Below are 16,052 nucleotides of genomic sequence, written 5' to 3' on the forward strand. Positions count from 1 at the left end.
GGCTGCGCTAAGTAATTCTAAACTGATTTTAATGAAAGATGCTAAAAAGTGCAAACTCGCAAAAGCTCAAACATGCACTTTTCTTAACGCATCTCCCATTAAAATCATTTAAGAATTACTAGAGCTTGCTCAAATGAAGTTTACGTAATATATACTTTCTTTACCGTGTAAAGAATAAATTCTCCCTACGGTTCTGTATAAACGTTATCCACAGACACTTCCGCAAACTGTTTCCTATATAATATTAAATCAGTATCTTCAGCGATGAGATGTTGTTAAATTGTAAGAAAGAAAGGTACAAATATCATCATAGTTAACATTGTATCTAATAACAGCGCTATTCCAAACCTACTAATAACCATTTCATCTAAATCTTCACTGTAAAGGTTATATCCAAAGAAATAGCATATCGTGCTTATAAAAATGCTTATAAGTACTGCAACCCATTTGTGTGCTAAAATTTGCGGAAGTAAATACAAGTTATCGCCATAGGAATTACTTAATACAACTGATATTTTTAATGCAGAACTCACAACAGAAATAAGTATGAAAGATATTTTCTTTTTCTTGTCTGAAAAACTATAAGAAAAAAATGTCAAAATGCATATTAGAAGTATTACAGGCATTAACCATTTAATGGGATATATTATATAAACTAAGCTGTATATTGCCCCCTGCAGTGTATTTAATGTTGCCTGCTTTGTTTCTATAGGTAGATGGACATTATTAGCTACCTTAAACCCTTCATTTTGAGATGCTAGGTAAACTCCATATAAATTTGGTTTATTATAACTGCAGTATGCAATTGTATCTCCATTTATTGCAGGATAAGTAGTAAGTCCAACTAGTCTAGTTACATAGCTATAGCTAGCTACCTTATTATCTTTTAAAATAAAATCAACTATCGCCTGCTGCTTGTCTTTAGTTCCAAATATTCTATCCGTTGTGGCAAAAAACCTAGCACCTTCTTTGGAATAGGTTCCAACCACATTATATATATATTTATTATTATTAACATACAATTCACTAGAATTTTTATTGCTCCCATCTAGTGCAAATTCTAAAATTCTAGCCCCTATGATCTCTCCTTGCACACTATATTCAACTAATAAATATCCGTTTTTACTATCGCTAGAGGTTGCAGTGTGTATGAATGACATAGCTGTACTTTTATTAAGTACTCCTGCTAATTTAGGCGCTGATGCCACTCCATTCTTCATAGTTATATAACTAAAGCCTTCTTCTCCATTGCAATATGTAAACATAAATCCATTTTCAGTTTTCACACCTGATAATAAGGTTGCCCCTTTTATATCAAAATCCTTCTTAGAATTTTTAGCCATATCTAATACTTGAATTTTCTCCTTATAGCCAACTACTAGAATATCATCCCCTATTTGACAGGTCTCAGTGATATTTTCTATTCTGGATGCATCTATCTTATTTAATCCTTTATCCAATTTTATGATTTTCAAAGAATTAGCACCATTCTCATAGGAATTAAAACTAAGATAAAAAAATCCTTGTGCCTTTAACAAATTAACTTCTTTAATTAAAGTATCCTTAGTGTCAAAGGTTTTCTCCGCAATTTTTTTACCTAATTCATCTGTTTCTACAAGTCGTAACTTACCACCGTCATTAAATGCTACTATATTATTTTTATCATTTTTTAATGATTTAGGAAAGGATGTAACATTGCCACTAGATATAGCAACCTCTTTACTCCATTTGGAAGATGGCACCTGCGACCTTATATCATATTCCACTTTATACTGAAATCCTATTATGGCTAAAAATAACACTATAAAACTAATTATGAACATTTTTTTCTTCATTTTTTTGCCCCCCCATTATCGCTTTTATAAGGATTTATATTTACTAATGCTTAACTATTATAACGACTAATGAAGTGGTTAATTTATTTTAAATTAACCACTTCATTAGTCGTTCATCATAAACAGCACTCGCTATAGTCCGTAACATCTTCAATAAGTTTCCAATGATTATATTATACATTAAATACCTTTTTTATTCTATATGTAAATGCTGTGATATCAATTATCCTCTTTTATTTTTTTATTCTTAAAATAGGTATACTAAATGAAAAATCAGTCCCCTTTTGAGTTTCACTTTCGACCCATATTTCTCCTCCATGCTCTTCAATAATATGCTTACATATAGCTAGTCCTAGCCCCGTGCCCTTAGGTTTATTGGTAAGCATATCTCCAACTTGACTAAATTTTTCGAATATAAACTTTTTATCTTCATCCCTAATACCTACACCCGTATCACTAATACATACTATTATATTCTCTTTCACTACTCTTGCTGTACATACTATGCACCCTTCCTGAGTAAACTTTATAGCATTAGAAACAAGGTTAATTATCACTTGTATTATTTTATCCTTATCTGCCATAATGTGGGGAAGTGGTTCTCTTATGCTTAGTATAACTTGAAGTGATTTATTTCTAATAATTGGATTTGTTAATGTTATTACCTGGGTTATAAGTTCTTCTATATCAATTTCCGTCATATTTAATTTGAATTTTCCCGCTTCCAATCTTGATATATCTAACAAATCATTTATAAGACTAGATAATCTCTCGCCTTCTGATAAAATTATATTTACATTTCTCCTTATTTTAACTACTGCAATTTGATTTTTTTCAATTGTAAGATCTAGCCCTTTCAATATAGAACCTTCAAATTTTCTCTTAACCATTTCTGCGAAACCAATAATAGAAGTTAATGGTGTTCTAAGTTCATGAGAAACAGTAGACAAAAAATCTGTTTTCATCTTATCCATATCTTTTAGTTTTTGAAAAAGCATAGCATTTTCTATAGCTACAGCTACTTCACTAACAAAGGAAAAAGTATTAGTTATTTTTGTTTCATCGTATGCTGACCTTTTACTATTTAGCATAATCACTATTCCATATATATTCTTTTTATAGATTATTGGAACTATAAGTATGCTTCTCATGTGATATAATATTAATTGAAAGCAAGTGTTATAATTTGTATATTCAGATTTATTTAAATCTTTAATATAACTAGGCTTACCACACTCTATAATTTTCTGTATAATTTCAATACATTTGCTCTCTTGTAAATAACTATTTAAATCTATTTTTTCTTCATAACCATGACAAGCCATAAGTTTAAATTCATTATCAGTTTTTAATATACTTATAGCTGCATCATAGGCTGAAATTTCATATAAGTTTTCCAATAATGAATTAAAAATATCTTTTATATTTGTTGTAGATCTAAATATGTCAATAGTAGTCTTAATTTTTTTATCAAATTCTTTGGATTTTTTAATGGTTACACTTTTAATTTTCGCATGAATAAATATAATATTTGATATAATTACTATGCATATGAGTAAGAAAGCATTTTTCCAAAAAAATTCTTTCATAATCTACCTCTATTCATTATTAACAATTTTGTATGTTTCTACAATGAAAATACCAATTTTTTCACCTTATGTCAAGCATTATTAAATATTTACTATAACTACTTATTATCATATGAAAGAGGTGCCTAATGCGTAAAGCTGGTAAAATAATTAATATTGAAAAAAACAAAGTCTTCATCATAACCGCAAACAAAGAATTTGCAACTCTTGAAAAGCACACTGAAGATCCAAAAATAGGTGAATTATATGCAGGTGAAGAATTTAAACGAATAGCTATTTGGAAATATTTATTAGCCTCTGCTTTCGTGCTAATACTTATATTCTCAATAAGAAAATTATATCTGGATAATAAATATGATTTTTCAGTTATAGTAGACATGAATTGTTCTATAAAAATGGAGGTATCCAGTTCAAATAAGATTAAAAAAGTTGAGGGTATTAACTCTAAAGGCTATAAAATAAAAGAACTCCTACCATTAGAAAATGAGTCCTTATCAGAAGCCTTACATATGATTTTAGATGAATCTATTAAGCAAAAATATTTAACTAAAGCACATGCGGACGACGGCTTCAAAATTTCTATATTTATTTCTGGAAATAAAGCCAATGAACCTATTGATTTAAGTGATTTTCAAAAATATGCTGGTACTCATAATTTTAAAGTGTTCATAAATAATAATGGTCAAGCAGCAATGGAATAAGGGTACCCTTTGTTGGACAGAAAAGGGTATCCTCTACAGGATACCCTTTTTACTATTTATATTCAGGCATTTCAAATGTTAATTTTGCATTTGTATATTTATCAAGAATTGCTTTAATAGAATAGCTCTGCTTATATGCCCATGCTATGTCTGTGGCATATTGATGACTTGGAGTGGTTGGATTCCATTTCATTTTATATAACGTATTTTGCTTATAAATAGTATTATTTATATACCCTGTAGAAATCCATTTAATGCCACCTGCTATTGCTGCCTCAGGAGTAAACCACTTCTCATTATAAGCCTTTTCTGAGCCTAATTTAAGAGGATTAATATCCCATGCTCCAATACCGAACATATTGTATGTAATTTTACTTGGGACTGCTTTGCCAGCAACTATGCATACTGGGTACCCTGTAGCTAATTGTGATTTTCCATGACCGCTTTCTAATATGGCATGAGCAATAATATAGGCTGGGTTCACATCATATTGCTTACACGCATCTAAAATTGTTTTCCCTTGTCCTTCTAATATTCCCTGTCCCGTTAGTGTACTATCCAATTCCTCTGCAGTAATTCCTTCAACATAATTTAGTGTTAAAAATTGATATACAGCATAATCATGATATTCATAATTCTTAGGATTCAAATAATTGCGAATATCTATATCACTAGGGATTAAAGCCGGATAATTAGATATAGAATTAATAGGAGCCTGTTTACTTTGCACTCCTACCATTTCATCTAATGTGATATCATATGACTTATAAACATATTTTTTATTACCTTCATCTTTTAATTGTCCATTATCTGGTACTGCAATAGTAAAACTCTTAATTATAGGTGCCTTAAGTTGGTTACTATTTAAGGACCTTATAGTATCACTTATTTGTAGTGAATAAGTTTGCCCAGGTAAATATCCAACAACTGGCGGTTGTACTATTATGGTATTATTAATAGAATCGTAGGATATCTTTACATCCGCTGAAATTCCAACAGGATTATAAACCTTAACACCTTTATCGAGGTTGTCCACATTAATATCTTGGTTAAACTTAATCTTCCATACTTTATCAGAATTCACATTTACAGTTTTTTGTTCCCACTGGGTAGGGTTTGTAGCCGCTATAACAGTATTTGGAATAAATATAAATAGGCAACACATTATACCTAAGCATAAATTCAACTTGTTTAAAATAATTTTATTCTTCAATTTATCTTCCCCCTATACTTTTTATTTAAAATCTACTAACGTGGCTTAATCCACTAATGTGGCTTAGTGCATTAATGTAGCTTGGTAAGCACGCTTACTACAAATATGATTAATTAATTTACATTCCCCTTTATATTTGGCTTATTATTTAATATAATTAAATAGAATAATACTTATATTTAGAAGCAGTTTGTCCAATAACTATAAAATTGTTTATATTTGTATGACTATTTAACCATATATTATAACTATTTTACCATATAATATGAATTATTCAACTTAATTTTACTTTATAATTCCAAAGGACGGTGTAAAATGAAGACTCTACATAATGAAAAAGAGAAAAATATAACCCAGAACTATGAAAATATTATTTCAAAAACTAGATTAAATAAATTCATTAGTGAAACTGGTTATTGTTCAAGACGAATGGCAGATAAACTGATTGATGCAGGCAAGGTCACCGTAAATGGTAAAATACCTGAAATGGGCACTCAAGTATCTGCAGCAGACTATATTGAAATAAACAGGCAGCCCTTAAAAAACAAAGAAGATTTCGTTTATTTAGCTTTTAATAAACCTGTTGGAATAACCTGTACTACAGAGCATAAGATTAATGGCAATATTATAGATTATATAAATTTTCCGAAAAGAATTTTTCCTATTGGTCGCCTTGATAAGGCTTCCCAAGGTCTTATTTTTCTAACCAGCGACGGAGATATTGTAAATAAAATCTTGCGTTCAGGTAATAATCACGAAAAAGAATATGTTGTTACTGTGGATAAACCTATATCCCCTGCTTTTATAAAAAGTATGGCAAATGGCATACCTATACTTAACACTATTACTAAAAACTGCTTTGTAAAGAAAGAAGGCAAATGTATCTTTAGAATAATTTTAACAGAGGGACTTAACCGTCAGATAAGAAGAATGTGTGAGTATTTAGGCTATGATGTTGTAAGACTTGAAAGACTTAGAATTATGAATGTTTCTATAGATAATTTAGGACTTGGTAAATGGAGACATCTAACTTCAAAGGAACTATTAGGTATTAACGAATTGATCTGTGATTCAATTAAAACTGAAGATGCTTCAAAATAATACTCCTTAAATGTTTCTCTTTTTTACTAGTATTACCAATACTTTTTATAAATTTATTACCTATTTAAAATATATTCCAGTTTTTATTTAGACTAACAAATTGTACACATTAACATTTACTAATCCACAAATATAATGAAAGTATGTAGCTTTTTTAAAAATTAATATATACTATTGGAGACTTATGCACATTATCCACAATTACCCTGTGCATAACTTGTGGAATTGGTCTTTGTGACTGATTATTAGTATTAATTGCAGATATTTTTAAAAATTCAATGTAAACATATGCCTTTTAAATAAATTTATTCAAAATATTATTTTAAAGTTATCCACACTATCCACAGTTTTGTTGATAACATGTTGATAACTTTTTATCTACTTTTCTGTGATTTTACCTTTTACTATAAGCCTATGAGTGGCTACACTTATAGGTTTGCACATCACAAATGTGGTTTGTGAGCCTTCTGTATTATCAAAACAGATATTTCTTCTAGTTTTACCACCTTACACTCATAGACCTCATATTGGTACTCACCAGGCATGGATGAAATTATGTCATATTTAAATGATTATAAACTTCTTGATTACCTTCTTAGAAAATGCTATATTAAAATCATTAGCTGAAGTACTACAATAGTAACAAATTAAATTGAAAAGAGGTAATTTGCTTGAGAATTGGAATGGGATACGATGTTCATAAATTAGTTAAGGGAAGAAGTTTAGTCCTTGGCGGAGTAAACATACCTAATGAAACTGGATTATTGGGGCATTCAGATGCGGATGTTCTTATTCATGCTATTATGGATGCTCTACTCGGTGCTGCAGCTCTTGGAGACATTGGGAAGCATTTCCCTGATACTGACTCTAAATATAAAGGAGTCTCTAGCATTGTCTTACTTAAACATGTAGGCAGTTTAATTAAAGACAGTGAATATATAATTGAAAATATTGATGCTACAATAATTGCACAAAGCCCTAAGATGGCACCACATATTCCCTATATGGTGAAAAATATTGCAACTGCATTACAATTGCCTATAGATAAAGTTAATATTAAAGCTACCACCGAAGAAGGTCTTGGTTTTACCGGTAGACTAGAAGGAATTTCTTCTAATGCCATATGTCTTTTAAAATAAATTTCTATAACAGTGTATAAAGAATAAAAACTAAGGACATTTCATATGAAGAAATGTCCTTAACTCATTAAAATCCTCTTTCCCAAATTTCATAGTCTGCATGGTCAATTAGCATGGCAGAAGAAAAATATGTACCCTGACCATATGAAACTCCTAGCTCTATTAACTTTTTCTTTTCTTCCAAAGTTCTTATTCCCTCAGCTATAATTTTCATGTCAGTTTTTATAGCCATTTTAACCATATGTTCTACCATTAATGCTTTTATTTCGTCTTTATGAACATCTCTAACAATTTGTTGAGAAATTTTTATGAAATGTGGCTTCATCTTTATTAGCTCCACCATATTAGAATTTCCTTCTCCATAATTTTCCATTGCTAGTTTAAATTTTAGTTCCTTGGCAAAATTCCTCCAAAATGCACTTCTTGGTATACGTTGAGTGATTTCTAAAACTAAATTTGTACCCTGTAGTTTTTTTATAACTTTTTTAATGGTATGCCTTGTTGTATCTGATTGAAGTTTAAAAAATAACCCTCCTTCAACAAACGGCCTCAATTTATCTATATAATTGCACAATTTATCGCAAGCAAGCAATGTAAGCTTTTCTAAGTCACCAGTAAGCCTAGCTTTTTCAAACATCTCATCTGGGAAAAATTCTAATCTTGAATCCCTAACTAATATTTCCAATGAGTTAACCTTGCCAGTGTTTAAGTTTATAATAGGCTCCACCGTAAGCTCTATAGATTTATTTTTTATTATACCTGAAATATGGTAAGCCTTTTGATCAATCTTATATATTGATTCCTTATCTAAATATTCACTTATTGAGGTTTCATCTAAAAACCATTGAAAACTTGCACATGAGGATAGACTAGGATTATATAGATCTATAAGTTCATGCTTTAAAACAGCTCTTAAATTATACATTGTGTATATCATTGCTGCCAGTCTTTTATTTTCATCCTTTGTTTTACGAATGAAATTTAATCCTGCAGCAACTCCAGCTAAATAAAAAGATGGCTCATATAGTTTATTTCTAGAATCCGAAAGCAAATAATCTATTCCATGCCTTAATTCAGGTATTATATCTCTAAGTATACTGGCCCCATCTCCGTCAGGTATATCAACATACTTTACATTTTTAGTTAATTCCTCACACAAACTAATCCAAAATTTTCTTTGTTTATTATTGTCAAATTTTAAATAATCCATTAGTGAATGTAATTCTAAATATCTGGTATCATAAAAAATATTACTATGAATTTGGTAACTTCCAAAATCAATAATAGAGGGTTTTTTCACTGAAACGATTATATTTCCTCCATGAAAATCACCATGTATACAAGAATGTAAATACTTTATCTCCTTACCATCCCAAACCTCTGCATCTGTAAAGAATTTGTATGGATTAGGGAAAAATTTATCAACTCCATCGATAACTAACCATTTTTTATCTTCATCAATCATTAATGTTTCAAATGCCTTTGTTTGTTTCTCATCCATAAATCTATAACCTAGAGATGTTTTCATTATATCAATAGGAGATTTAATTTCTGAAGTATGTGGTTTATTCCAAGTATATAAAAATTTAGCTACCTGTTCTGAGGTTTGCTTAACTAACGCCAATTCATTTTCCAATGAATATTTTAGAGTTTTAATTCCAAGTACATTGTCTCCTCCCAGTTCATATAGCACACCAAATCTTCTTAAATCATTTTGACACTTAATTTCTACTTCATCAATAATCTTAGGTATATACCCTTCAACACAATTCTCTCTTGATTGTAAAAATGCTTTATTATGTAATCCGCTTTCATTCATTTCCTGAATCTTTAAGACTCCGAGTTTTCGAGACTCACCAAATTCTACAGTATAGACTGCTGCACCAGATTCTCCATCGTTTAATTCATTTATTATTTCTATAGGTTGATTTTCCTTCGAAAAATTTTCTAAAACCATTATCTTCTCTTGCTGGCTTAGCATATTTTACCCCCTGTATCAATTATTGTTATTATTCTGCTATTTATAATATAGATAAACATACCTATCTCCAGACTTATTTCATTTTACATGTATTCTCGTAAATTTTAAACTTTTTTTAGATAATGTTCTCTATTTAGCAAGCTAAAATATAGTCATCATTATTTGATTATACTACAAATATATTATATTACTACAAGCATAAAAAATCACACAAGTTTTAATAATTATAAAGCCTGTATGATTCAATAATTTCCTGTTAAAAACTATGTTTGAATTTTAGTTAACTAAATAACTTTCTAGTACAATAATACTTATCTTCTCTCTTTTCTATGTCAAACTCATTTATAGATGTAATTCTATCATGTTGCTCTACATGAAGTACATACCCCTCAACATTTTTATTTTGGAAGTAAACTTTCGTATAATTCATAACCTCTACCTTGTCTCCAAAAAGATCATAAATTAGTAATGGTATCTTATTTAGCATTTACATCTACCCCTTTTATATTTATTAGCTATAAATTAATAAATATTATTATATACAGATGTTTATGCTAAAAATATTGCAAACTTTAATATATTCACATATATATTTTTTATAGCCCATGTGAATAGAGTATATAAAATATAAAACAAGAAACTTTCAGAGTTAATCCGAAAGTTTCTTGTTTATAATTCAAATTCTTCATTTAAATCATCACCTGAGGTGATGCCATACTAATCTCCTAATGTGGCCACCATAACTGCCTTTATAGTATGCATTCTATTTTCAGCTTCATCAAATACTATAGAAGCTCGACTTTCAAATACTTCATCTGTAACTTCAACACCATTCATTCCAAATTTTTCAAATACTTCTCTACCCACACCAGTCTTCAAATCATGATATGCTGGTAGACAGTGCATAAATTTGGTATCCTTATTATGTGTCAAATTCATCATTTCACTATTAACTTGATATGGCTTTAATACACTAATCCTTTGCTGCCAAACTTCATCTGGTTCTCCCATTGATACCCAAACATCTGTGTATATAACATCTGCATCCAATACACCCTTTGCTACGTCACCCGTAATAGTTATTTTTGCTCCTGTAGTCACAGCTACTTCTCTACATTTGCTAACTAATGCTTCTTCAGGGAATAATGAAGTTGGCGCAACTATTCTAAAGTCCATACCCATCTTCGCAGCGCCTATCATAAGAGCATTTGCCATATTATTTCTTCCATCACCAGCATAAACAAATTTAATTTCGTTTAGTGGTTTTGTAAAATGTTCTTGTATTGTTAAAAAGTCTGCAAGAATTTGTGTTGGATGGTCCTGCGTTGTTAATCCATTCCATACAGGTACTCCTGCATATTTGGCTAGCTCTTCAACTACTTCTTGACCATATCCTCTATATTCTATTCCATCATACATTCTCCCAAGAACTCTTGCCGTATCTGCTACAGATTCCTTTTTACCAATCTGAGTTCCTGTAGGTCCAAGATATGTAACATGTGCTCCTTGGTCTAGAGCACCTACTTCAAAAGCACACCTTGTTCTTGTGGAGCTTTTTTCAAATATAAGTGCTATATTTTTACCTTTTAATGTTTGCCTCTCTGTGCCTGAATATTTAGCTCTTTTTAGGTCTCTAGCCAAATCAAGAAAATAATTAATCTCTTTTGGTGAAAAATCCATAAGTGTTAAAAAATTTCTGTTCCTTAAGTTAAACATAATAAATTCCCCTCTCCTGTCTCTACTTCTAATTTTTTATAACTATATTAAATCCTCTCTATAGAATGGCATAGACATACATCTTGGGCCACCCCTACCTCTTGATAGTTCACCAGAAGGCATTTGAAGTACTGTTATATTATTTTTATCTAAAATCTCGTTAGTAACATAATTTCTCTCATAGGTTATTACCTTACCAGGAGATATAGCTAATGTATTAGATCCATCATTCCATTGTTCTCTTCCTGATATAACTTTATCTCCACCACCACAACGTATCAAAGTGATGTCTTTTTTTAAATGATTGGAAAGTATTTTTTCTAAACTTCCTTCTTCTTCTCTGCTTATTAATTCTTTATTCTTGTGATCGTAGCTTATTGCTGTAACCTTTAAGGTACCTTCTATTCCTGGATGAACAGTAAATTTATCGTAATCAATCATTGTGAATACAGTATCTAGATGCATAAACGCTCTAGTTTTTGGGATATCAAAAACCAATATTGTTTTAAAATGCTCTCCTTTTTCAAATATGTTTTTAGCCATATTTATAACTGCTTCTTTATCAGTTCTTTCGCTATGTCCAACTGCAATAACTTCTTTTGATAAAATTAATTCATCTCCACCTTCTATATTATATACCTCATTCCTATCATACCACAACGGAATACCTGAATCTTTTAACTCAGGGTGATATTTAAAAATATATTTTCCAAAAATTGTTTCCCGTCTTCTAGTTTTAGTTTTCATAGAATTTAAACTTATTCCATTTCCAATACATGCAAAAGGATCCCTTGTAAAATATAGATTCGGCATAGGATCCATTATAAATGGGTATTCATCATAATGTTCTTTAAGTTCTATTTCTTTCTTTCTTATTCCTGCCATCACCTTATCTACCATTTCTCTTTCTGGCAATGAATATAAATAATCTTTTATAGATGTTATAATTCCAGTCTTATTTATACCACATTCTTCTATAACCTCATCTAAAAATAGTTCTTTAACTTTAGGTTCTTTTATTGCTTCTACTGCTAAATCTTCAAGGTACAGGGTTTCCACACCATTTTCTTTTAATATCTTAGCAAAATTGTCATGTTCTTGCCTAGCTACCTTTAAAAATGGAATATCATCAAATAAAAGCCTTTCTAGATACTCTGGTATAAGATTTTCAATTTCTTCTCCAGGTCTATGTATAAGAACGGTTTTTAAATTTCCTATTTCTGAGTATATATTTATTTTTTTCTTATCCATCTTCTTTTACCCTCCAACTTTAAAATAATTAATATACTATTTTTGTTCCTGACAACCCTTTTAATGCTTCTTTAGCTTTTGACAATGATGCTATAATTGCTGTTTTATCTTTATTATTCATTATAAATTTTTTACAAGCCTCAACCTTTGGAAGCATACTTCCTGGAGCAAATTGGCCCTCAGTAATATAACTATTAAGTTCATCAATAGTTATTTGGGTAAGTTCCTTTTGGTCTGGCTTATTATAGTTTACACAAACTCTATCTACCCCTGTCAATATTAGAAGCACATCTGCATCTAGTATTTCTGCAAGTTTCTCAGCAGCAAAATCTTTATCTATAACTGCCGCCACCCCTTTAACGATTCCATCTTGGCGAATAACTGGTATACCACCGCCACCGCAAGATATAACCACATTTCCCATATCTACTAATTCTTTTATTAAATTCTTCTCTATAACATCAATTGGCTTTGGCGATGCTACAACTCTTCTATATCCTCGGCCTGCATCTTCTCTCATTATATAGCCCTGCTGTGCTTGTAACTTTTCTGCTTCCTCTTTTGTATAAAATGAACCTATTGGTTTAGTTGGATTTTGAAATCCTTCATCGTCTTTATCAACAACTACTTGAGTCACTATAGTCCCTACAGTCTTATCTATATTTCTGCTTCTTAATTCTTCACCTATAGCATTTTGAAGATGATATCCTATATATCCTTGTGAAAAGGCCCCACATACATCAAATGGAAATAATACATTCCCCTCATCAAATTTTTGGGCACCTTCTATTGCTGCAACAATTTGCCCTACTTGAGGCCCATTTCCATGAACTATTGATATCCTATGGCCTTCTTCTATAAGATCAACTATTGATTTAGCTGTGCTCTTACAAGTCTTAAGTTGCGCATCTGAGCTTTTGTCTTTAGGATCTGATTGAAGTGCATTTCCGCCTAATGCTAATACTATTTTCATAACTAAATCCCCCCCATTATTATTTTTCTAATTTTACAATTCATTAAATTATCCATATTTTTATACTATCCTCTTATACAATCCTTGTCAACCATTGCAATTTCATAATAGTTGCATAAGTATTCTGCCCATTTCCTGTTAATTTATTAAAATTCTTAATAACCTTATTAAAATTCTTAATAACCTTATTAAATATTGAATAAAACTATATATTAAATGTATAAATATATACATTTAATGAATAAATTTTATAAAACTTTTTTTATAATTATATAATTTGTTTGACATAATAATATTTAAAGCATACAATAATAATATAGTATACCCCCAACGGGTACAAGGAGGACAATTTATGAATATTTCTTTTGATGAAATAACTAAAAATGCTCTGAAGAAACAGCTTTTGCAAAAGGGTAAATCTTCAGTTAGATTGCTTATAAAAGGCTTTGGTTGAGGTGGTCCAATATTAGGAGTTGTTCTGGATGAACAACAAGAAGATGATATTCTACAATCAGTTAATGGAATAAACTTTATAGTAGATAATGAGTCATCATTTGTTTTTGAAGATACGAAGATCATGTATACCAACAGCATATTTGGAGATTCCTTTAAGATTATGACATCAGATACTTCAAATAGTTCTTGTAGATAACAAAAAAAATAAAAGATTCCTATTTTTATAGGATCTTTTATTTTTTATATAAATTATAAATTTTAAGTTTCATAGTCTTTTACGATTTTTTGCACTAATTTTTTTATTGCACTAGCTTGAGATACTAATGTCATTACCACTAAAAACACCGATATTCTTTCCTTATCGCTTTCTTTTAAATCTAGTACATCAATTATTTTTTCTAATTTTTCTTTATCACAAAACTTGTTTTTTATAAAATCATCAAGACTCTCTTTTTGCATATCAGAAAAAATTTTATAAGCATTTTCCCATGAAATAATGTCATCATCTCTATCATTAATTTCATTAAAAGCTAATCTAAAAACCTTTTTAATTTCTTCCGATGTAAGTATAGGCCTCATATAGCTAAGTAATACTAGCTGAGCAAGATGTAATTTTGTATATCCTCTTTTTTTACTATCTTCAGGTTTTGATATAACTTCACTTTTTATATAATTCTGTACTATATTATTAGTATAATTATCAGCCTCAAATTTATCATTCAAGTAATCAATAACTTGAGACAAAAACAAGTCATACTGAGGTAACTCCTCATATGTTATTATACTGTTTTCTGATATTTCTTTTGATAATAAATTTATATTTTCTACAGTAAATTTATCCTCATCCACTATTTATCACCTTCCAAAATTATTATCCTAAATAAAATATGTTTATCAGTCTCCATATGATATATACATCTATATTAAGGTATATATTACCCTATTACAAGTTATTTTATATTTTATTTTTTTCCTTTAAGTACATAAACAAAATTAACCTTATGGTTTATATAATATTGTATTTTTAACTTATAGTATATCTAGCGAAATATATTACCATAATACTATAAATGAATTTTTTATTTTAAAATTTAAATTTTATTAATATATTTTCTACCATTTATAAAAACAGATAAATAAGGAGGTAACTATGACAATTCTTAATAGACTATCCTATCTTTTCAAATCTAAAATAAATAATACTTTAGATGAATTTGAAAATCCCTTAGAATTGCTTGATCAAAAAATAAGGGATATGGAGTGTGTCTTAAATGATGCTAGGCTTTCATCAGCTAAAATTTTAGGTAATAACCATGAAATTGAAAGACGAATAGAAAGCTTATCTAAGGAATCTGATGAATATATCCAGACAATTAAACTTGCATTAAATAAAGGTAATGAAGTTCTTGCAAAAAAAATTCTCCAAAGAAAATTAGATAATGATAAATATTTTACTTCGTTAAAGACGAGCTATAATAATGCAAATACTAAGAGTGAAGCTTTAAAATTAAAACTAAGAGAACTAGAACAAAATGTATATCAAACAAAGATATATAGAAATGACGCTTTTGCAAGATACAATGCTGCTGATGCTCATAAAAAAATAAATGAAATCATTGGTAACATTTCAACTAAAAATAATTATATCCCCCTTTCAAACATAGAAAAAAGCATAAATAAAAAAGAATGCTTCGTAGATGCTTTGACAGAATTATGTTTTGATAATGAGTTAAGCAGCGAAATTAATAATCTTACTTGTATAGATTTAAATAATGAACTAAAAAAATACATGTAATTAGTGTTATTAACCCAAATAATTTGTCATCCTTATTTATAAACAATATTATACAATTTTATAAATATTTTCTTATTAGTTTTGATTTAACCCACAGATAATATTGCAATTAGCTAAATTTTGAACATTATAATAAAGTTGTCCACAGTTTTTAACATTTAATCAACAGAAGCTGTGGACAATTTAATTTATTTTGAAGATCACTATTTAGCGGGTTTTACATATTAAAAGCTATTCTGACAAGTTTTTTATCCACATTGTACATTATGGACTGTGTATAACTTGTTAATTCTTATGTGGAA

At 29.4% G+C, this 16,052-nt stretch carries 13 protein-coding genes; 4 read left to right on the forward strand and 9 right to left on the reverse strand.

Features of this window, described 5'->3' with window-relative positions; all coding sequences use genetic code 11:
- Positions 1–275: 275 nt before the first annotated feature.
- Together KPL51_RS06010 and KPL51_RS06015 are read right to left on the reverse strand one after the other, a co-directional pair.
- Positions 276–1,835: a hypothetical protein gene (locus KPL51_RS06010; RefSeq protein WP_216158447.1), complete on the reverse strand. Its 1,560-nt coding sequence runs from the start codon at positions 1,833–1,835 to the stop codon at positions 276–278.
- Between the two features lie 233 nt (positions 1,836–2,068).
- Positions 2,069–3,424, reverse strand: coding sequence for a GAF domain-containing sensor histidine kinase (locus KPL51_RS06015; RefSeq protein ID WP_216158449.1), 1,356 nt, complete (start codon positions 3,422–3,424; stop codon positions 2,069–2,071).
- Positions 3,425–3,552: 128 nt separating this feature from the next.
- Between KPL51_RS06015 and KPL51_RS06020 the strand changes: the two genes are divergently transcribed.
- Positions 3,553–4,125: an anti-sigma-I factor RsgI family protein gene (locus KPL51_RS06020; protein WP_216158451.1), complete on the forward strand. Its 573-nt coding sequence runs from the start codon at positions 3,553–3,555 to the stop codon at positions 4,123–4,125.
- Between the two features lie 52 nt (positions 4,126–4,177).
- Here KPL51_RS06020 and KPL51_RS06025 read toward each other — a convergent pair whose 3' ends face one another.
- On the reverse strand, positions 4,178–5,338 hold the full coding sequence (locus tag KPL51_RS06025; RefSeq protein WP_216158453.1) for an N-acetylglucosaminidase: 1,161 nt from the start codon (positions 5,336–5,338) through the stop codon (positions 4,178–4,180).
- Between the two features lie 315 nt (positions 5,339–5,653).
- Here KPL51_RS06025 and rluF point away from each other — a divergent pair, with 315 nt between their 5' ends.
- Together rluF and ispF are read left to right on the forward strand one after the other, a co-directional pair.
- On the forward strand, positions 5,654–6,439 hold the full coding sequence (rluF, locus tag KPL51_RS06030) for a 23S rRNA pseudouridine(2604) synthase RluF (RefSeq protein ID WP_216158455.1): 786 nt from the start codon (positions 5,654–5,656) through the stop codon (positions 6,437–6,439).
- A gap of 671 nt (positions 6,440–7,110) precedes the next feature.
- Positions 7,111–7,578, forward strand: a complete 468-nt coding sequence (gene ispF, locus KPL51_RS06035; RefSeq protein ID WP_280526757.1) for a 2-C-methyl-D-erythritol 2,4-cyclodiphosphate synthase — start codon at positions 7,111–7,113, stop codon at positions 7,576–7,578.
- A gap of 67 nt (positions 7,579–7,645) precedes the next feature.
- On the opposite strand, the gene KPL51_RS06040 is transcribed toward ispF, so the two are convergent.
- From KPL51_RS06040 to KPL51_RS06065, 6 genes are all read right to left on the reverse strand, one after another.
- On the reverse strand, positions 7,646–9,559 hold the full coding sequence (locus KPL51_RS06040) for an EAL domain-containing protein (RefSeq protein WP_216158457.1): 1,914 nt from the start codon (positions 9,557–9,559) through the stop codon (positions 7,646–7,648).
- Between the two features lie 280 nt (positions 9,560–9,839).
- Positions 9,840–10,046 carry a hypothetical protein gene (locus KPL51_RS06045; RefSeq protein WP_216158459.1) on the reverse strand — a complete coding sequence of 69 codons (207 nt, stop codon included), beginning with the start codon at positions 10,044–10,046 and terminating at the stop codon, positions 9,840–9,842.
- A 230-nt stretch (positions 10,047–10,276) separates the two neighbouring features.
- On the reverse strand, positions 10,277–11,275 hold the full coding sequence (argF, locus tag KPL51_RS06050) for an ornithine carbamoyltransferase (protein WP_244998016.1): 999 nt from the start codon (positions 11,273–11,275) through the stop codon (positions 10,277–10,279).
- A 42-nt stretch (positions 11,276–11,317) separates the two neighbouring features.
- Entirely contained in the window at positions 11,318–12,526 is a 1,209-nt protein-coding gene (gene arcA, locus KPL51_RS06055; protein WP_216158461.1) for an arginine deiminase, read from the reverse strand.
- Positions 12,527–12,554: 28 nt separating this feature from the next.
- Positions 12,555–13,499 carry a carbamate kinase gene (gene arcC / locus KPL51_RS06060; protein ID WP_216158463.1) on the reverse strand — a complete coding sequence of 315 codons (945 nt, stop codon included), beginning with the start codon at positions 13,497–13,499 and terminating at the stop codon, positions 12,555–12,557.
- A 714-nt stretch (positions 13,500–14,213) separates the two neighbouring features.
- Complete coding sequence (locus KPL51_RS06065; RefSeq protein ID WP_216158464.1) at positions 14,214–14,804, reverse strand: DUF1836 domain-containing protein; 591 nt, start codon at positions 14,802–14,804, stop codon at positions 14,214–14,216.
- Positions 14,805–15,105: 301 nt separating this feature from the next.
- On the opposite strand from KPL51_RS06065, the gene KPL51_RS06070 reads away from it, so the two are divergent.
- A complete protein-coding gene (locus KPL51_RS06070) occupies positions 15,106–15,750 on the forward strand; it encodes a PspA/IM30 family protein (protein WP_216158467.1) in 645 nt (214 codons plus the stop codon).
- Positions 15,751–16,052: the final 302 nt, after the last annotated feature.

The organism is Clostridium bowmanii, from assembly GCF_018861315.1.
Lineage (GTDB): Bacteria > Bacillota > Clostridia > Clostridiales > Clostridiaceae > Clostridium_AD > Clostridium_AD bowmanii.